At 73.0% G+C, this 18,560-nt stretch carries 16 protein-coding genes; 9 read left to right on the forward strand and 7 right to left on the reverse strand.

Annotated elements, in window-relative coordinates; genetic code table 11:
• Both IDM29_RS07160 and IDM29_RS07165 read left to right on the forward strand, forming a co-directional pair.
• The coding region (locus tag IDM29_RS07160; protein WP_188037355.1) for a carboxyltransferase domain-containing protein at nt 1–1,836 on the forward strand (1,836 nt) is incomplete at its 5' end.
• A 130-nt stretch (nt 1,837–1,966) separates the two neighbouring features.
• On the forward strand, nt 1,967–2,584 hold the full coding sequence (locus IDM29_RS07165) for a dihydrofolate reductase family protein (RefSeq protein ID WP_188037356.1): 618 nt from the start codon (nt 1,967–1,969) through the stop codon (nt 2,582–2,584).
• Between the two features lie 73 nt (nt 2,585–2,657).
• Here the strand turns inward: IDM29_RS07165 and IDM29_RS07170 are convergent, their stop codons facing one another.
• Complete coding sequence (locus IDM29_RS07170; protein WP_220458081.1) at nt 2,658–3,572, reverse strand: sugar-binding transcriptional regulator; 915 nt, start codon at nt 3,570–3,572, stop codon at nt 2,658–2,660.
• 253 nt (nt 3,573–3,825) lie between these two features.
• On the opposite strand from IDM29_RS07170, the gene IDM29_RS07175 reads away from it, so the two are divergent.
• The 3 genes from IDM29_RS07175 (at nt 3,826) to glpK (ending at nt 8,025) form a co-directional block, all read left to right on the forward strand.
• Nucleotides 3,826–5,640 carry a glycerol-3-phosphate dehydrogenase/oxidase gene (locus IDM29_RS07175; protein ID WP_182112156.1) on the forward strand — a complete coding sequence of 605 codons (1,815 nt, stop codon included), beginning with the start codon at nt 3,826–3,828 and terminating at the stop codon, nt 5,638–5,640.
• Between the two features lie 72 nt (nt 5,641–5,712).
• The gene (locus IDM29_RS07180) at nt 5,713–6,453 is read left to right on the forward strand and encodes an MIP/aquaporin family protein (RefSeq protein WP_182112157.1); all 741 of its coding nucleotides are present in this window, start codon (nt 5,713–5,715) and stop codon (nt 6,451–6,453) included.
• Nucleotides 6,454–6,507: 54 nt separating this feature from the next.
• Nucleotides 6,508–8,025, forward strand: coding sequence for a glycerol kinase GlpK (gene glpK, locus IDM29_RS07185; RefSeq protein ID WP_188037357.1), 1,518 nt, complete (start codon nt 6,508–6,510; stop codon nt 8,023–8,025).
• 91 nt (nt 8,026–8,116) lie between these two features.
• Here the strand turns inward: glpK and IDM29_RS07190 are convergent, their stop codons facing one another.
• The gene (locus IDM29_RS07190; RefSeq protein ID WP_188037358.1) at nt 8,117–8,620 is read right to left on the reverse strand and encodes a MarR family winged helix-turn-helix transcriptional regulator; all 504 of its coding nucleotides are present in this window, start codon (nt 8,618–8,620) and stop codon (nt 8,117–8,119) included.
• 76 nt (nt 8,621–8,696) lie between these two features.
• Between IDM29_RS07190 and IDM29_RS07195 the strand changes: the two genes are divergently transcribed.
• Both IDM29_RS07195 and IDM29_RS07200 read left to right on the forward strand, forming a co-directional pair.
• The gene (locus tag IDM29_RS07195) at nt 8,697–9,620 is read left to right on the forward strand and encodes an EamA family transporter (protein ID WP_188037359.1); all 924 of its coding nucleotides are present in this window, start codon (nt 8,697–8,699) and stop codon (nt 9,618–9,620) included.
• Nucleotides 9,611–10,495 carry an NAD(P)-dependent oxidoreductase gene (locus tag IDM29_RS07200; RefSeq protein ID WP_182112161.1) on the forward strand — a complete coding sequence of 295 codons (885 nt, stop codon included), beginning with the start codon at nt 9,611–9,613 and terminating at the stop codon, nt 10,493–10,495. Before IDM29_RS07195 ends, IDM29_RS07200 begins: the two co-directional genes overlap by 10 nt.
• A gap of 54 nt (nt 10,496–10,549) precedes the next feature.
• Here IDM29_RS07200 and IDM29_RS07205 read toward each other — a convergent pair whose 3' ends face one another.
• The 5 genes from IDM29_RS07205 to IDM29_RS07225 form a co-directional block, all read right to left on the reverse strand.
• Nucleotides 10,550–11,485 (reverse strand): ABC transporter permease, encoded by a 936-nt coding sequence (locus tag IDM29_RS07205; protein ID WP_182112162.1) that lies wholly within the window; start codon nt 11,483–11,485, stop codon nt 10,550–10,552.
• Complete coding sequence (locus tag IDM29_RS07210; protein ID WP_255491650.1) at nt 11,485–12,432, reverse strand: ABC transporter permease; 948 nt, start codon at nt 12,430–12,432, stop codon at nt 11,485–11,487. Before IDM29_RS07210 ends, IDM29_RS07205 begins: the two co-directional genes overlap by 1 nt.
• Nucleotides 12,429–13,571: an ABC transporter ATP-binding protein gene (locus IDM29_RS07215; protein ID WP_182112163.1), complete on the reverse strand. Its 1,143-nt coding sequence runs from the start codon at nt 13,569–13,571 to the stop codon at nt 12,429–12,431. Before IDM29_RS07215 ends, IDM29_RS07210 begins: the two co-directional genes overlap by 4 nt.
• A gap of 2 nt (nt 13,572–13,573) precedes the next feature.
• On the reverse strand, nt 13,574–14,821 hold the full coding sequence (locus IDM29_RS07220) for an extracellular solute-binding protein (RefSeq protein ID WP_182112164.1): 1,248 nt from the start codon (nt 14,819–14,821) through the stop codon (nt 13,574–13,576).
• A 64-nt stretch (nt 14,822–14,885) separates the two neighbouring features.
• Nucleotides 14,886–15,917, reverse strand: a complete 1,032-nt coding sequence (locus tag IDM29_RS07225) for a LacI family DNA-binding transcriptional regulator (protein ID WP_188037360.1) — start codon at nt 15,915–15,917, stop codon at nt 14,886–14,888.
• Nucleotides 15,918–16,221: 304 nt separating this feature from the next.
• Here IDM29_RS07225 and manD point away from each other — a divergent pair, with 304 nt between their 5' ends.
• Both manD and IDM29_RS07235 read left to right on the forward strand, forming a co-directional pair.
• Nucleotides 16,222–17,448: a D-mannonate dehydratase ManD gene (gene manD, locus IDM29_RS07230; RefSeq protein WP_182112166.1), complete on the forward strand. Its 1,227-nt coding sequence runs from the start codon at nt 16,222–16,224 to the stop codon at nt 17,446–17,448.
• 92 nt (nt 17,449–17,540) lie between these two features.
• On the forward strand, nt 17,541–18,560 hold a 1,020-nt coding region (locus IDM29_RS07235), incomplete at its 3' end, for an HD-GYP domain-containing protein (protein ID WP_188037361.1).

Genomic DNA, 18,560 nt, shown 5'->3' on the forward strand with positions numbered 1-18,560 from the left:
CCGCTGCGGCCCGGCGACCTGCTGCCGCTCGGCCGGCCGGCGCCGGACCTCGCGCCGGCAGCGCCGGTCGCCCCGGGCGAGCGCCCGGACGTGACGAGCGCGTGGGAGGTCGGCGCGCTCGAGGGCCCGCACGCGGCCCCGGAGTTCTTCACGCCCGACGACGTCGCCGCCTTCTACGCCGCCACCTGGAGCGTGCACTTCAACTCCGCCCGCACGGGCGTGCGCCTCGTCGGACCCAAGCCGACGTGGGCCCGGCCGGACGGCGGCGAGGCGGGCCTGCACCCGTCCAACATCCACGACACCCCGTACGCCGTCGGCGCGGTCGACTACACGGGAGACCTGCCGATCCTCCTCGGCCCGGACGGCCCGAGCCTGGGCGGCTTCACCTGCCCGGCCACGGTCGCCGTCGGGCAGATGTGGAAGCTGGGGCAGCTCCGCCCGGGCGACACCGTGCGGTTCGTGCCCGTGGACGAGGCGCAGGCGGCGGCGCTGCGGACCCGGCCGCAGTCGGTGCCGACGGCCTCGCGCCCGGCGCACGGCGACGGCGGCGTCCTCGGCCGGCTCGACCCCACCGACACCCGCCCCGCGGTCACCTACCGGCGCAGCGGCGACGACAACCTGCTGGTCGAGTACGGCGCGATGGAGCTCGACCTCGCGTCCCGCCTGCGCGTGCACGCACTCGCCGAGGCGGTCACCGAGCGCCTCGGGGCACCCGGCGCGGGACGGCGCGGCGGGCTCGTCGACGTGACGCCGGGCATCCGGTCGCTGCAGCTCCACCTCGACCCGGACACGCTGTCGCTGCGCCGCGTGCTCGACGTCGTGCAGGAGGTCGAGGCGGAGCTGCCCCCGACGAGCGAGCTGGTCGTGCCGAGCCGCACGGTGCACCTGCCCCTCTCGTGGGACGACCCGTCCACGCGTGAGGCGATCGAGCGCTACACGGCCGGGGTGCGCGACGACGCGCCGTGGTGCCCGTGGAACATCGAGTTCATCCGCCGGATCAACGGGCTGGACAGCGTCGACGACGTCTACCGCACCGTGTTCGACGCCCGGTACCTCGTGCTCGGGCTGGGCGACGTCTACCTCGGCGCTCCCGTGGCCACGCCGCTCGACCCCCGCCACCGGCTCGTGACGACGAAGTACAACCCGGCCCGGACGTGGACGCCCGAGAACGCCGTGGGCATCGGCGGGGCCTACCTGTGCATCTACGGCATGGAGGGCCCCGGCGGCTACCAGTTCGTGGGCCGCACCGTCCAGGTGTGGTCGACCCACCGCCAGCGCGGGGCGTTCGAGCCGGGCACGCCCTGGCTGCTGCGGTTCTTCGACACGATCCGCTGGTACCCGGTCAGCGCCGAGGAGCTCCTCGACAACCGCGCCGACATGGCGGCGGGACGGCTCGACCTGCGCATCGACGAGGGCACGTTCGCGCTGGCGGACCACGAGCGGTTCCTCGCCGAGAACGCCGGCTCGATCGCGGACTTCCGCGCGCAGCAGGCGGCCGCGTTCGGCGCGGAGCGGGATGCGTGGCAGGCGGCGGGCGAGTTCGACCCACGGCCCGAGCCCGAGCTCGCCGCCGTGGGCGCCGCCCCCGGGGTGGGCGTGCCGGACGGCTGCGACGGCGTCGAGGCGCCGTTCGTCGCGACCGTCTTCCGCGTCGACGTGCGGCCGGGCGACGTCGTCGGGCAGGGGCAGACGCTCCTCGCCCTGGAGGCGATGAAGATGGAGGCGCCCGTCGTGGCAACCGCGCCGGGCGTCGTCGTCGACGTGGTGGTCGCGCCGGGCGACCAGGTCGGTCCGGGCCAGGTGCTCGTCGTCGTCGAGCGGCGGGAGGCCGCCTGAGCCTGCCCCGGGTGCGCGCCGGTCAGGCGGCGGGGCGCGGATGGGTCCGGGCCGATGAGTCCGGCCGTCCCGGGGAGTCGGCCGTGGTGGAGGCGCACCGACCCGGCGCGCCGCGGCCCCAGGAGGACGCATGGCGATCGTCTCGACCCTGTTCATCTCGCTCGACGGCGTCGCCGAGGTCGAGCCCGCGTGGCACTTCCCCTACTTCGACGAGCGCATGGGCGCGGCCGTCGACGAGGACTACCAGGGCGCCGACGTGCTCCTGCTCGGGCGCGTGACCTACGACAGCTTCGCGGGCGCGTGGCCCGGGCGGGAGGCCGCGGGAGGCCAGGACGCCGCGTTCGCGAAGCAGCTGGGCGACCTCCGCAAGGTGGTGGCCACGCGCGGCGACCAGGACCTCGGCTGGCGCAACGTCGAGCGCCTCGACGGCGACCTCGCGGCGTCGGTCCGCGCGCTGGCGGCCGAGCCCGGCGTCGGCAAGGTCCTCGTCGCCGGCTCGATCTCCGTGGTCCGCCAGCTCCTCGCGGCGGGCCTCCTCGACGAGCTGCGGCTCCTCGTCCACCCGGTCGCCGCCCGCCGCGGCGAGCGTCTGTTCGACGAGGGGGAGCCGATCTACCCGCTGCGTCTGCTGCGCTCGGAGGTCTACCCGACCGGCGTCGTCCGCCTGATCTACGCCCCCGCGGAGCTGCCGTCGCAGGGCGGCTACGAGGAGGCCATGGAGCACCTCCCCGCCGCGACCGCAGGCTGACCGACGCCACCGCGCACGCCGGAGGGTGCCCCAGGGCGGGCGCAACCCTCCGCGCGAACCGGCCCGCGCGGCGTCAGGCGTCGTCGGAGAGCAGGAGCTCGGCGGTGAGCTCGTCGACGACGAGGTCCGTGACCACCCCGGCCGCGAGCGCGGCGCGCAGCGGGACCACCTTGTTGTCGCCCGCGACGGCGCACACGCGGCGCGGCACCCGCTGGAGCTCGACGGGGGTCGGGCCCGTCGCGCGCGCGTTGAGGGCGACGTCCTCGTAGCTGCCGTCCGCCCGCAGGAAGACGGTGCACACGTCGCCCACCACGCCCTCGTCGTGCAGCAGCGTGATGTCCTCGGCGTCGAGGTAGCCGGCCGAGTACACGTGGCTCGGCAGGCCGCCGCCGACGGCGCCGACGCCGAACAGGGCGATGTCCGCGCGCCGCTGCACGTCGAGCACGCGCCGGACCGAGCGCTCGCGCCACATCGCGGCCTTCGTCTCGGGGTAGTCGAAGAACGCCGGCACCGGGAAGTGGTGCACCGTCGCGTCGAAGGCCGCGCCGAAGCCGGAGATGAGGTCGCTCGCGTACTCGATGCCGCTCGTGCGCGTGTTGGCGGCGCCGTTGAGCTGCACGACGGCGCTGCCCCGCGTCGCCTTGGGCATGAGGCGGCGGCCGACGGCGGCCAGCGTCGTGCCCCACGCGATGCCGAGGACCATGTCGGAGTCGAACCACGAGCCGATCAGCTTCGCCGTGGTGAGCGCGACCTGGTCGAGCCGGTCGATCTCCGTCGCCGAGTCCGGGACCGGCGCGACGTAGGCCTCGATGCCGTACCGGCCGGCGATCGTCTCCCGCAGGCCCGGCGCCCGCGTGCGGCCCGGACGCAGCGTGATCTCGACGAGCCCCGTCTCGCGCGCGCGCTTGATGAGGCGCGAGACCGTCGACCGCGACGTCCCCAGCTGCCGCGCGATGACGTCCATCTTGAGGTCCTGGAGGTAGTACATGGACGCCGCCTTGAGCACGTCCTCGCGGACGTCCTCGCGCGGTTCGCGACCGACGTGGACCACCGCTCACCTCCTGGTGCCGGGGGCGCCGGCGGAGCTGCGTTGCACGTTCGTGCACTCGGGTTGCGCGAACGTTCGCGCATGGGAAGCATAGGGCTGTCGCGCGGCCGACACCCTGTCACCGGGACTCCCGTCCCCCAGGCGTCGTGCGCGGCATCGGCTCCCGGGACGTACCGGAGCCCGAGGAGGCACCGTGAAGACAGCGGCACTGACGCCGGCGGCACGCGAGGAGGCGCTCACGGCGCTGGCGCGGTCGAGCGAGGGCGAGGAGCTCGACGTCCTGGTGATCGGGGGCGGCGTCACGGGCGCCGGCATCGCGCTCGACGCGGTGACGCGCGGGTTGCGCGTGGGCCTCGTCGAGGCGCAGGACTGGGCCAGCGGCACGTCGAGCCGGTCGAGCAAGCTCGTCCACGGCGGCCTGCGCTACCTGCAGATGCTCGACTTCAACCTCGTCCACGAGGCGCTGACCGAACGGGACCTGCTGCTGAAGAAGATCGCGCCGCACCTCGTGCGCCCGGTCTCGTTCCTCTACCCGCTCGAGCACCGCGTCTGGGAGCGTGCGTACGTCGGCGCCGGCGTCGCCCTCTACGACGTGCTCGCGAGCATCGCCCCCGGGCACCGCGCGATGCCGTGGCACCGCCACGTGACCCGCACCGGCATGGAGCGCCTCTTCCCCGACCTGCGCCACGACGCCGCCGTCGGCGCGGTCCGCTACTGGGACGCGAGCGTCGACGACGCCCGCCTCGTGGCGACGCTCGTCCGCACGGCCGCCACGTACGGCGCGCACACGGCCAGCCGCACGCAGGTCGTCGAGCTCACGCGCCGGGCGACCGGCGTCGTCAACGGCGCCGTCGTGCAGGACCTCGAGACCGGCCGCCGCATCACCGTCCACGCCGACCAGGTCATCAACGCGACCGGCGTCTGGACGGAGGAGACCGAGGCCCTCGCGGGCGACGAGGGCGGCCTGCACGTGCTGGCGTCCAAGGGCGTCCACATCGTCGTGCCGCGCGAGCGCATCCGCGGCGACGTCGGCCTGATCCTGCAGACCGAGAAGAGCGTCCTGTTCGTCATCCCGTGGTCGCGGTACTGGGTCATCGGCACCACCGACACCCCGTGGGAGCAGGAGCTCACGCACCCCGTCGCCACCGCGGCGGACATCGACTACGTCATCGAGCACGCGAACGCCGTGCTCGCCGACCCGATCTCGCGCGACGACGTCATCGGCACGTGGGCGGGGCTGCGCCCGCTGCTGCAGCCGGGCACCAAGGCGGGGACGTCGTCGGCCAAGGTCTCGCGCGAGCACACCGTGGCCTCGCCCACGCCGGGCCTGACGGTCATCGCGGGCGGGAAGCTCACGACGTACCGCGTCATGGCCAAGGACGCCGTCGACTTCGCGATCGGCGAGCGCGCGAAGAGCCTGCCGTCGATCACGGACCGCATCTCGCTGGCGGGGGCCGAGGGCCACGCGGTGCTCCAGCGCCAGGCGAAGCGCATCGCGCGCACCTACGGCTGGTCCCGGCCGATGGTCGACCACCTGCTGCACCGGTACGGCTCGCTGCTCACCGACCTCATGGAGATGGTCGACGCCGACCCGTCGCTCGGCCGCCCGCTCGAGGGGGCCCCGGCCTACCTGCGCGCGGAGGTCGCCTACGCCGCCTCGCACGAGGGCGTCCTGCACCTCGAGGACGTGATGATCCACCGCACGCGCCTGGTCTACGAGCAGCGCGACCGCGGTCTGGCCGCCATCGAGGAGATCGCCGACCTCGTCGCGGAGCGCCTCGGGTGGGACGCGGAGCGTCGCGCCGAGGAGGTCGCCGCCTACACTGCGCGCTGCGAGGCGGAGGAGGCGGCGTCCTTCGAGCCCGACGACGCCTCGGCCGAGGCGGCGCGGCTGCGCGTCCCGGACGTCACGCCGCTCGTCGAGCTCGGGACGCCAGGTCCGGGGCCCGGGCTCAAGCCCGGCTCGCCCGCCGACTCGAAGGGGGCGGCCGGACCGTACGGCACCTGACCGCCGGTCCTCCTCTCCGCGCGACCCGCGGAGCTCACGTGACAACGAAGTCCCGAGTGAATAGAGGAACGCATGGACGTGACCCTGACCGACATCTTCGTCTCGGAGTTCATCGGCACGACACTGCTCCTGCTCATGGGTGCAGGCGTCGTCGCCAACGTCATCCTCCCGACGACCAAGGGTTTCAACGGGGGCTGGCTGCTCATCAACTTCGGCTGGGGCCTCGCGGTCTTCGTCGGTGTGTTCGCGGCGTGGGCCTCGGGCGCACACCTGAACCCCGCCGTGACCGTCGGCCTGGCGGCCAACGACCCGGGCGGCGAGTTCATGCCGGGTGTCCCGATCGACGTGACGTCCATCGGGGTCTACTTCGGCGCCCAGCTCCTCGGCGCGTTCCTCGGCGCCGTGCTGGCCTGGGCCGCGTACAAGAAGCACTTCGACCAGCCGGAGGCCGACGGCGCCACCAAGCTCGCCGTCTTCGCGACGGGCCCGGCGATCCGCTCCTACGGCTGGAACTTCCTCACCGAGGTGCTCGGCACGTTCGTGCTCGTCTACATCGTCATCCAGTTCGGCAACACGCCGCACGAGATGGGGCCCCTCGCGGTGGCCCTGGTGGTCGTCGGCATCGGCGCGAGCCTCGGTGGCCCCACGGGGTACGCCATCAACCCGGCCCGTGACCTCGGCCCCCGCATCGCGCACGCGGTCCTGCCCATCCCCGGCAAGGGCTCGAGCGACTGGGGCTACGCGTGGGTGCCGATCGCCGGCCCCCTCGTGGGCGGCGTGCTCGCCGGCCTGCTCGCGGCCGCCGTCATCTGAGCGTCCGACGCTCCCGTACCCATCCCTCCCCGCACGACGACGTGAAGGACTGACATGGCTGACTACATCCTTGCCATCGACCAGGGCACCACGAGCTCCCGGGCCATCGTGTTCGACCACTCCGGCACCATCGTGGCCACCGGCCAGAAGGAGCACGAGCAGATCTTCCCCAAGCCGGGCTGGGTCGAGCACGACCCGATGGAGATCTGGACCAACGTGCGCGAGGTGGTCGGCCTCGCGCTGACCCGCGCCAACCTGACGCACCACGACGTGGCCGCCGTCGGCATCACCAACCAGCGCGAGACCGCCGTCGTGTGGGACCGCACGACGGGCAAGCCGATCTACAACGCGATCGTCTGGCAGGACACGCGCACGCAGAAGATCTGCGACCAGCTCGCCGCGCTGGGCGGCGGCGCCGAGCGCTACAAGGAGCGCGTCGGGCTCCCGCTGGCCACCTACTTCTCGGGCCCCAAGGTCCGCTGGATCCTCGACAACGTCGAGGGCGCTCGCGAGAAGGCGGAGCGCGGCGAGCTCGCGTTCGGCAACACGGACGCGTGGGTGCTGTGGAACATGACCGGCGGGACCGACGGCGGCGTCCACATCACCGACGTCACGAACGCGTCGCGCACGCTGCTCATGAACATCGACTCGCTCACCTGGAACGAGGAGATCGCGCAGGAGATGGGCGTGCCCCTCTCGATGCTGCCCGAGATCCGGTCCTCGTCCGAGGTGTACGGCAAGGGGCGCCGCGGCGGCATGGTGCCGGACGTGCCGATCGCCGGCATCCTCGGCGACCAGCAGGCCGCGACGTTCGGCCAGGCCTGCTTCGAGGTGGGCACCGCCAAGAACACGTACGGCACCGGCAACTTCATGCTCCTCAACACGGGCACCGAGCCGATCCAGTCCAAGAACGGCCTGCTCACGACCGTCTGCTACAAGCTCGGCGAGCGGCCGCAGGTCTACGCGCTCGAGGGCTCGATCGCGGTGACCGGGTCCCTGGTGCAGTGGATGCGGGACAACCTCGGGCTGATCAAGGACGCTCCCGAGATCGAGAAGCTCGCCGCCACGGTGGACGACAACGGCGGGGCGTACTTCGTGCCGGCGTTCTCGGGCCTCTTCGCGCCGTACTGGCGCTCGGACGCGCGCGGCGCGCTGGTCGGGCTCACGCGCTACGTCAACAAGGGCCACATCGCCCGCGCGGCGCTCGAGGCCACGGCGTTCCAGACCCGCGAGGTGCTGGACGCCATGAACGCCGACTCGGGCGTGGACCTCACCGAGCTCAAGGTCGACGGCGGCATGATCGCCAACAACCTGCTCATGCAGTTCCAGGCCGACATCCTCGGGGTCCCCGTCGTGCGGCCCCAGGTCGCGGAGACGACGGCGCTCGGCGCGGCCTACGCGGCCGGCATCGCCGTCGGCTTCTGGGACGGCGAGCAGGACGTCATCGACAACTGGGCCGAGGACCGCCGCTGGGAGCCGTCGATGGACGACGCGGAGCGCGACCGCACGTACCGGAACTGGAAGAAGGCCGTGACGAAGACCTTCGACTGGGTCGACGACGACACGGAGTGACCCACCCCGCGGGGTGACCCGCGACGACGCCGTACCGGTTCAGGAGGGGCCCGGCCAGCAGGCCGGGCCCCTCTGCCGTCCCCGTGCGCGGTCAGCCGGGCGGGTCCGTCACCGACGCGAGGAGCGTCCGGAGGAGGTCGTCGAGACGACGGCGCTCGGCGTCGGAGAGCCCCGAGGCGAGCCGCCGCTGTGTCTCGAGGCCGGCGGCGACGGCGGCGTCGACCACGTCGCGACCGCGCTCGGTCAGCGACACGAGCAGGGCTCGACGGTCGGCCGGGTCCGGCGACCGGCGCACGAGGCCGGCACGCTCGAGGCGGTCGATCCGGCCGGTCGTCCCGCCCGAGGTCAGCATGAGGCTCGCGGTCAGGCCCGACGGCGACAGCGCGAACGGCTCCCCGGAGCGGCGCAGGGTCGCGAGCACGTCGAAGTCGGCGCGCGTGATGCCGTGCTGCGCGTACGTCGCCTCCACCGCGTCGCCGGAGAGGCGCGAGATCCGGTAGATGCGGCCGAAGAGGCCCATGGGCCCGGTGTCGAGCTCGGGCCGCTCGGCGGCCCACTGCTCGAGGATCCGGTCGACGCCGTCCGGTGCTGCCATGGCTCGGATGATGCCACGGTCTCGACAGATGTCCTAGCGGTAAGTATCTTGCGCCTAAGATACTTAGGAGGATGAGATGTCGAGGCTGTCGCTCCTGCTCGTCACCGCCGTGGCACCCGCGGTCTGGGGTACGACGTACGCGACGACCACTCTCCTGCTCCCGCCGGACCGCCCGCTCCTCGCCGCGACGCTCCGCGCGCTGCCCGCGGGCCTCCTCCTCCTCGCCGTCGGTCGGCGCCTGCCGCGCGGGTCGTGGTGGTGGCGCGCGACCGTCCTCGGGGCGCTCAACATCGGCGTCTTCTTCGCCCTGCTCTTCCTCGCGGCCTACCGCCTACCGGGCGGCGTCGCGGCGACGCTCGGGGCGGTGCAGCCGCTCGTCGTCGCCGGCCTGTCCGCCCTGGTGCTGCACGAGCGGGTCCGGGCGCGGACCGTGGTCGCAGGCCTGGTCGGCGTCGTCGGCGTTGCCCTCCTGGTGCTGCGCGCGAGCGCGCGGCTCGACACGGTCGGCGTGGTCGCCGGGCTCGTCGCGACCGGGGCGATGGCACTCGGGCTCGTCCTCACCCGTCGCTGGGGACGGCCGGTCGGCCTGCTCACCGCGACGGCGTGGCAGCTGACCGCCGGCGGGCTGCTCCTCGTGCCGGTGCTGCTCGTGGCCGAAGGGCTACCCACGCACCTCACCGGGCGGAACCTGGCCGGCTTCGCGTACCTCACGCTCGTGGGCACGGCGCTCGCGTACGCGCTGTGGTTCCGAGGGCTCGAGCGGCTGTCGCCGACGCACGTCTCGTTCCTCGGCCTGCTCAGCCCGCTGGTCGCGACCGCGGTCGGCGTCCTCGCGCTCGGCGAGCGCCTGACGCCGTGGCAGGTGCTCGGCGCCGCCCTCGCCCTCGCGGGCCTCGTCGCCGCCCAGCTCCCCTCCCGCGCGACCCGCCGGGCGACCCGCGAGGCGGCCGGGGCGGTTGCCGGGCGGGGGTGGGCTGGGAGGATGGCCGGATGCGAGTGACTGTCACGGGTGCGTTCGGCAAGGCGGGGCGGGTGGCCGTCGAGGACCTCGTCGCGCACGGGTACGAGGTCCTCGCCACGGACGTCGCCGGGCCACCCGGGGCCGACGCCGGCCTCGCCGCGGACCTCCTCGTCGCGGACCTCACCGACTACGGGCAGGTCGTCGAGGTCCTGGCGGGCTCGGACGCCGTCGTGCACCTCGGCAACATCCCGGCGCCCGGCCGGACCACGGGCCCCGAGACGCTGCACCGCAACCAGGCGATGAACGCGAACGTCTTCCTCGCGGCCGCGCGGCTGGGGCTGCGGCGCGTGGTGTGGGCGTCGAGCGAGACCACGCTCGGGCTCCCGTTCGACGACGCGCCGCCGCGCTACCTGCCCGTCGACGAGGCGCACTTCCCGCACCCGACGACGGAGTACGCGCTCTCCAAGGTGCTCGGCGAGCAGATGGCGGAGCACGTCTCGGCGTGGTCGGGCATCCCGTTCGTCGGGCTGCGGATCTCCAACATCCACCGGCCGCAGGACTACGCCGCCGTGCCTGACTACTGGCCAGACGCGCGGTCGCGCGCCTGGAACGCGTGGGGGTACGTGGACGTGCGCGACGTCGCCCAGGCGTGCCGGCTCGCGCTCGAGGCGACGACGACGGGGTCCCGCAACGTCATCGTGGCCGCGGCCGACACGATCATGGACCGGCCGTCCGCCGAGCTCGTGGCCGAGGTGTTCGGCGACGTGCCCCTCACGCGCGAGCTCGGCGAGTTCGAGACGCTGCTGGCGATCGACGCCGCGCGCGAGCTGCTCGGCTACGAGCCCGCGCACTCCTGGCGGGACGAGCTCGGGCCCCACGGCGAGGCGCCCGACGTCGTGCCGTCGCCGAGCTGACGCACACGCCGAGGTCGCTGGTTCGAGTGCACGAACCAGCGACCTCGGCGGACGTCAGTCGTCGCGCGCGTCCTTGACGCGGGCGACGAGCTGGGTGGGGCTCACGTAGCGCAGGGCCACGATGAGGATGACCATCATGGTCGCGGTGTAGACCACGGCCATCGAGGAGACGAGCTGGCGCGCCTCGCCGCCGCCCGAGGCGGTCATCGCCCGGTAGATCGCGACGACGAGCGTGTCGGACTCCGGGCCGGAGACCAGGTACGTCAGCTCGAACATGCCGACGGTGCGCACCAGGACCAGCACGGCCGCCGCGAGGATGCCGGGCACCAGCAGCGGGCCCAGGATCCTCGTGAAGACCGTCCGCAGCGAGGCGCCCGACATCCGCGCGGCGCTCTCGATCGACGGGTTGATCTGCTCGATGAACGGCGTCATGGTCATGATCACGAACGGCACCGACGGCACCATGTTGACCAGGATCACGGCCGTCAGGCTGCGACCGAGCCCGGCGTTGTACATGACCGTCGCGAGCGGGATGCCGTACGTGATCGGCGGCATGAGCACCGGCAGCAGGAACAGCAGGGTCAGCACGCGCTTGAACGGGAAGTTCCGGCGCGCGAGCAGGTACGCCGCCGGCACCCCGATGAGGACCGACGCCGCGATGACCGTCACCGCGACGACGAGCGTCACGCCGATGACCTGCGCCATCCCGAAGCGTTCCCACGCGCCGAGGTAGAAGCTCCCCGACCACGCCTCCGGCAGCCACGAGTCGAACCACGGCTTGCCGAAGGAGTCGACGACGACGCTCGTGATGATCCCGATGAGGAACACGAAGAACGCGGCCACCAGCGCCCACACGACCCACGTCGTGGGGCGTGCGACGAGCGCCTTCTCCCCCGGCGGCAGGCCGGCCCCGCGACGGCGCTTGCGCTCGGGCGGAGGCAGCGGCAGGTCGACGCCGGCTGCGGTCGTGTGCCCGGTCTGCGTCGCCATCAGCCCTTCCCTCCGGTCGATCCCTTGTACATGAACGAGCGCCAGAGCATGACGACCGCGATGACCACGAGCTCGACGAGCCCCATCATCACCGCGATGGTGGAGGCCATCGGGTAGTCGTTCTGCTCACCGAAGGCGCGGAACGCCATGAGCGACATGACACGCGTCTCCCCCATGGCGTCACCGACGAGGCGGGCCGAGGGGAACACGCTGAACGCGAGGACGAACGTGAGGATGAACGTCGTCGCGAGGCCCGGCGCCAGGAGCGGGAGGACGATGCGGCGGAACCGCTGCGCCCAGTTGGCGCCCATCGTCTTCGCGGCCGCCTCGATCGACGGGTCGATCCCCGACAGGTACGAGGTGATCAGCAGGAAGGCGAAGGGGAACCCGGAGATGACCAGCGAGAAGACGACGCCCCAGTAGTTGTTCACCAGCTGGAGCGGCTCGTCGATGATCCCGCTCGAGACCAGGAACCGGTTGAGCCAGCCCTGACGCCCCGCGAAGATCAGCAGGCCCTGCGCGGTGAGGACCGTGCCGAGCGTGATGGGCAGCACGAGCAGCGTCGTCAGGAGCTTCTTGCCGCGGAACTTGTGGCGCAGCTTGTACGCCACGGGGATCGACGCCAGGACGTTGAACAGCGCCACGGGCAGTGCCAGGCGCATCGTCAGGTAGATGGAGTCGAAGACGAACGAGTCCCCGAAGAAGGCGCGGTAGTTCGCGAACGCACCGCCACCCCACTGGTCCTGGATCCAGAACGCCGGCTGGAACGTGAGGCCGATCCCGTACGTGAACGGGTAGATGAACAGCACGACGGTGAACAGCAGCGCCGGCAGCAGCATGAGCAGCGAGCCGTCGACGCCGCGCTCCGCGAGCCGGTGCTTGAGGCTCGCCGTGCTCTTCTCGCGCCGGGGGGCGCGGCCCCCCGGCGTCGGCCGGGCCACGCTCACCGCCTGACCTCCGCGAGCTCGCGTTCCTCGGGGGACAGCGCGCTCGGGTCCACGGCGTCCGCGGGGTAGACCAGCACGCGCGACGGGTCCGCCGTGAGATCGACCGTGTGGCCGAGGACCGGCGGGTGGTCCGCGTGCACGTGCAGCAGCTGGCCCTGCGGTGTCGTCGCCCCGACCGCGAACTCCCGGCCGTGGTACTCGACCGTCACGACGTCCGCACTGACCGCGTTGCCGCCGACCTGGGGCGCCGTCGGCGAGACGACGACCAGGTCCTCGGGCCGGATGGCGACGCGGACCAGCGCGCCGACGGCGACGGGCTCGGGCGCGGTGCCGTGCAGCCGGATCCCCTGCCCCTCGACCGTGACGACGTCGCCGGCGACCGCCGAGACCGTCAGGTCCACGAGGTTGCGGTAGCCCATGAAGTCCGCGACGTGCCAGTTCACCGGGTGCTTGTGCAGCTGCTCGGGCGTGCCGACCTGCTGCACCCGCCCCTCGCGCAGCACCACGAGGCGGTCGGCCATCGACAGGGCCTCCTCCTGGTCGTGCGTCACGTAGATGGTGGTCAGGCCCAGCGACTGGTGCAGCCGCCGGATCTCGGTGCGCATCTCGAGCCGCAGCTTGGCGTCGAGGTTGGACAGCGGCTCGTCCATGAGGACGAGCCGCGGCTCCGTCACGACGGCGCGCGCGATCGCGACGCGCTGCTGCTGACCGCCCGAGAGCTGGCCCGGCAGCTTCTTCGCGTGCTGCTCGAGCTTGACCAGCGCGACCGCCTCGGCGACGCGGCGCTTGGTCTCCTCCTTGGAGACCTTGCGCATCTGGAGGCCGAACGCGATGTTCTTCTCGACGCTGAGGTGCGGGAAGAGCGCGTAGTTCTGGAACACCATGCCGAACCCGCGGTTCTCGGCCGGCACGGTGTCGACGCGCTTGCCGTCGATGAGGATCTGCCCGTGGGTCAGCGGCAGCAGACCCGCGATGCAGTTGAGGGCGGTGGACTTCCCGCAGCCTGACGGCCCGAGCAGGGCGATGAACTCGCCCGCCCGGACCGTCAGGTCGAGGTCCGCCAGCGCCGTCTGACCACCGAAGCTCCGACCGACGCCCTGGAGCTCCAACGACTCGAACTTGCCGGCAGCAATGGCCATGATCAGTTGGCCTCGAACTTCCCGGCGCCGACCTCGCGGTCCCAGATGTCGAACGCGACGACGATCGACGCGGCGTCGAGCTGCGTCTGCGCCTCGTGCGTCTCGATCGCCTCGTCGTACCAGTCGCGCGAGAACTCCTCGATGACGGCCTGCGTGTCCTCGGGCGCCAGGTCGAGGGTCGCGCCCTCGATCGACGGGCCCGGGTAGTGGTAGCCGTTGTCGTACGCCTTGGCGTTCTGCTCGGGCGTCAGCAGGTCGTTGAGGAGCAGCAGGATCGCGGACATCTTGTCCGCCGACTGGCCCTGCGGGACGACCGCGAAGTGCGAGTCGCTGATGAAGGTGTAGTCCTCGAACTCGGCGACCTCGAGCGTGTTGGGCGCGCGGCCGTCGGCGCGGGGCTCGATGTCCCAGCCCATCGTGATCGGCGTCAGCGCCCAGGTGCCGTCCGACATGTTCGTGATGACCTGGCCGGTGCCCGTCGGGTACGTGTCGACGTACTGGTCGAGCTCCTTGAGGAACGCCCAGGTCTTGTCCCAGCCGTTCTCCGGGTCGCGCGGGTCCTCGTCACCGAGGATGTACGGCAGGCCCTGGAGCCACGTGCGGCCCGGGCCGGAGTTCGCGGGGCGCGCGTAACCGAACTTGCCGGGGTTGGCCTCCGCCCACTCCAGGAGCTCCTCGGGCGTGCTCGGCACGTCCGACGTCGGCAGCTGGTCGGGGTTGTAGCTGAGCAGCGGGCCGCCCGGGGTCCACGAGAGCAGCACGCCGTGACCCTGCGAGAGCTCCTGCATGTCGGCGGCGGGCGCGAGGTAGTTGTCCATGTTGCCGAGCCGGTCGCCGTACTCCTCGGCGATCGGGATCCACAGCTCCTCGCCGATGCCTGCCGAGAGGGCGTCGTTGCCCGTCAGCACCAGGTCGATCTGCAGGTTGTTCGTGTCGACCTGCGGCTTGAGGGCGCCGACCAGGTCGGGCGAGGCGCCCGTCTCGAACGTGACCGACGCAATGACGTCGGGGTTCTCCTCGGCGTAGTCCTCGATGGCGCCCTGGAACAGCTTCAGCACGCCGCCGACGTCGTGGATGGTCAGGTCGACCGGCTCCGACGGCGTCTCGGGGATCTCGTCGCCCCCCTCCCCGGCGGCGGCGGACTCCTCGCCCTCGGGTCGCTGCGTGTTCTCGGGGGCCGCGCAGGCCGTGAGCAGCAGCCCGAGGGCCGCGACTCCGGCCACCAGGTGCAGGTGCTTGGTCGTTCGCATGGGCCTTCCTTCTCTCTGTGCTGTCGCCCGACGTCGTCGTCGGGCGGTAGGAGGGGGATCGTGGTCAGGTCGTGATGGCGCCCGCGTGCAGACGGACGTCGGCGCCGTGCGCGGAGGCCGGCGGGCCGGTGCTCTCGCGCACGACGAGCTGGACGGAGAGCTCCTGCACGGTGCGGGCCGCGGGGACGTCGTCGCGCACCTCCGAGAGCAGGAGGTCGACGGCGGCGCGCCCGCTCTCCATGCGGGGCACCTCGACGCTCGTGAGCGCGGGCGAGGTCAGCGCCGCGACGGGGACGTTGTCGACGCCGACCACGCTCACGTCCTGGGGTACGCGCACGCCGCGCTGGCGCAGGCGCTCGAGGAGGCCGAGGGCGAGCAGGTCGTTGTAGGCGAGCGCGGCGCTCGCCCCGGACGCGATGAGGATGTCGGCCGCGGCGACGCCGCCCGAGACGTACGGGCGGAAGCTGCCCAGCTCGACCAGCTCGAGCGCGAGCTCCTCGCCCGCCACGCGGAAGGCCGCGAGGCGCTCGCCGTGGGACCACGAGTCACGCGGCCCGCCGACGTACGCGACCCTCGTGTGCCCGAGCGCGCGCAGGTGGTGCAGGGCCTGCCGCACCCCGTCGGCGTTGTCGACCGTCACGGCCGGGATGGCGCCGCAGCGCCGGTTGACCAGGACGAGGCGGAACTCGCGTGCGAGGCCGGCGATGACGTCGTCGGACGCGCGGGGCGAGCACAGCACGGTCCCGTCGACGCGGCTGGCCATGTTGCGCACGAGCTCGGCCTCCTGGCCGGAGTGCTCGTCGGAGTCGGCGACCAGGAGCGCGTAGCCCGCGGCCTGCGCGCGCTTCTGCACGCCCTTGGTCACGGACGTGAAGTACGGGTTCTCGAGGTCCGGGACGACCAGGCCCAGCGTCCCGGTGCGGCCGGTGATGAGGCTGCGCGCGGCGGGGTTGGCGCGGTAGCCCAGGGCGTGCGCCGCCGCGAGCACCCTGTCCCGGGTGCCGGGCGCGACCTGGTCGGGCCGCGCGAGCGTGCGGGAGACGGTCGAGACGGAGACACCCGCCATGCGGGCCACGTCTCGTGCGCTCACCGCCATCGGTGCACCTCCGTCGCCGGGTCACCTCGGTGTGACCAGGCGCACAGTCTTGCAATCCATTGCACCGATCTGTCAAGCGCCGTGTCAGAACTGCAACCTTCGGCTGCGTCGGCATCCGGGAGTCCTCCCTGATGTCGCAGGTCAGCCGCCACTGCCGGGCGAGACACCTTGCCACCGCGATGCCGGGCGCGGCATCATCCGTGTTTCAGACCTTGCTCAGACCGTCGACGAGGACACCCATGAGCCACGCAGGACCTGCCCCGTCCGCGCGCCGCGCGCGCCGCCGCGTCCCGGGACCGACGCGATGAGGATCGAGCGGGCCGACGTCGTCGTCACGAGCCCCGGCCGCAACTTCGTCACGCTGCGCCTGGAGACGACCGACGGCCTCGTCGGCCTCGGGGACGCGACGCTCAACGGGCGCGAGCTGTCCGTGGCCTCCTACCTGCGCGACCACGTGGCGCCGCTGCTCGTCGGCCGCGACGCGCGCAACATCGAGGACACCTGGCAGTACCTCTCGCGCGGGGCCTACTGGCGGCGCGGGCCCGTGACCATGACGGCGATCGCCGCCGTCGACATGGCGCTGTGGGACCTCAAGGGCAAGGCCGCCGGCATGCCCGTCTACCAGCTGCTCGGGGGCCGCAGCCGGCGGGGCGCGCTCGCGTACGGGCACGCGTCCGGCACGACGCTCGACGCGCTCATGGTCTCGATCCGCAACCACCTCGACCGCGGGTTCCGCGCGATCCGGCTGCAGACCGGCGTGCCCGGGCTCGGCAAGGTCTACGGCGTCGGGACGGACCAGGGCGTCGGTCAGAAGTACGACTACGAGCCCGCCGGACGCACGGCGGCGCCGGTCGAGGAGGACTGGGACACCCGCGCCTACCTGCGCCACATCCCGTCCGTCTTCGAGGCGGTCCGGGCCGAGTTCGGCCCCGAGCTGCCGCTGCTGCACGACGCGCACCACCGGCTGTCCCCGAACGAGGCCGCCCAGCTGGGCCGCAGCCTCGAGCCGTACGACCTGTTCTGGCTCGAGGACGTCACGCCCGCGGACAACCCCGAGGCGCTGCGGCGCGTCCGCGCGATGACCACGACGCCGCTGGCCATCGGCGAGGTGCTCACGAGCATCCACGACTACCGCCAGCTCATCACCGAGCAGCTGATCGACTTCGTCCGGTCCTCGCCCGCCCACGCGGGCGGCATCACCGGGGTCAAGAAGCTCATGGACCTCGCCGCGCTGTACGGGATCCGGTCCGGCTTCCACCAGCCGACCGACATCTCCCCCGTCGGCATGGCCGCCGCCCTGCACCTGGACATCGCCCTGCACAACTTCGGCATCCAGGAGTTCATGGAGCACAACGAGCGCACGCTCGAGGTGTTCCGCACCAGCTACACCTTCACCGACGGCCTCCTGGACCCCGGCGAGACGCCCGGCCTCGGCGTCGACCTGGACCTGGAGCTCGCGGCGCAGTTCGAGTACACCCCCGCGTACCTGCCCGTGAACCGCCTGCGGGACGGCACCCTGCACGACTGGTGACCCGGCGCGCGGCACGTACCCGAACGGGGGGACGCGCGAGCCGGGCCTCCGGTCCGCTCACAGACCCGGGCCCGGCTGCCGATGGTGCGGACATGGCGTCCGGTCCCACGCAGAACTACGACGACGCCTCCCTCGGCGCGTGGCGGCCGCGACCCGTGCTGGCGGCCGCGGTGCGGACCGCGACGTACGGCGCACCCGTGCTCGTGACCCTGGGGTTCGGCGCCGCGGCCGTGCGGTGGTTCCCGCCGTCGCGGCTGGGCCTGGACCCGTGGCTGTGGCTCCTGCTCGAGGTGCTCTGCGCGACGGCGCTGGTCATGGGCACCGGCGCGGCCCTGCGCCGGCTCCTGCCGCTGAGCGCGCTGCTGCGCCTGACCGCGTACTTCCCCGACCGTGCTCCCTCGCGGCTCGCGGTGGCACGGCGCACGTACTCGCCGGCCGCGCTCGAGACCGGCACGCTCGCGGCCCCCGGGGACCACGCGAGGCTCCTGCTCGACCTCGTGCGCCGGCTCGACGCCCACGACCGCACGACCTTCCGGCACTCCGAGCGCGTCCAGGCGTACAGCGCGCTCATCGGTGAGCGGCTCGGCCTGTCGCGCGACGACCTCGCGCGCCTCGCGTGGGCGGCCCTGCTGCACGACGTCGGCAAGCTCGCGGTGCCGGTGCCGGTCCTGACCAAGGCCGGGCGCCCGGACGACGCGGAGTGGGCGACGCTGGCCGAGCACCCCGCCCGCGGCGGGCACCTGGTCGCGTCGCTCGCCCCGTGGCTCGGGTCGTGGACCGACGCGGTCGCCCAGCACCACGAGCGCTGGGACGGCGCCGGCTACCCGACGAGGCTCGCGGGCACGCAGATCAGCCTCGCGGCACGCATCGTCGCCGTCGCGGACGCCTTCGACGTCATCACCTCCGCGCGGCCGTACAAGAAGCCGCTCTCGGCGGCGGCCGCACGGGCCGAGCTCACGCGCTGCGCCGGCACCCAGTTCGACCCCGCGGTCGTGCGGGCGCTGCTCGCCGTGGGCCTCGTCCGGCTCCGCCTCGTCGCGGGGCCCGTCTCGGCACTGGCGGCGCTGCCCGGCCTGCGCGCGGTCCCGGACGCCGCCGGCGCGGTGCCCTCG

It is taken from the genome of Actinotalea sp. JY-7885, assembly GCF_014525465.1.
Classification (GTDB): Bacteria; Actinomycetota; Actinomycetes; order Actinomycetales; family Cellulomonadaceae; genus Actinotalea.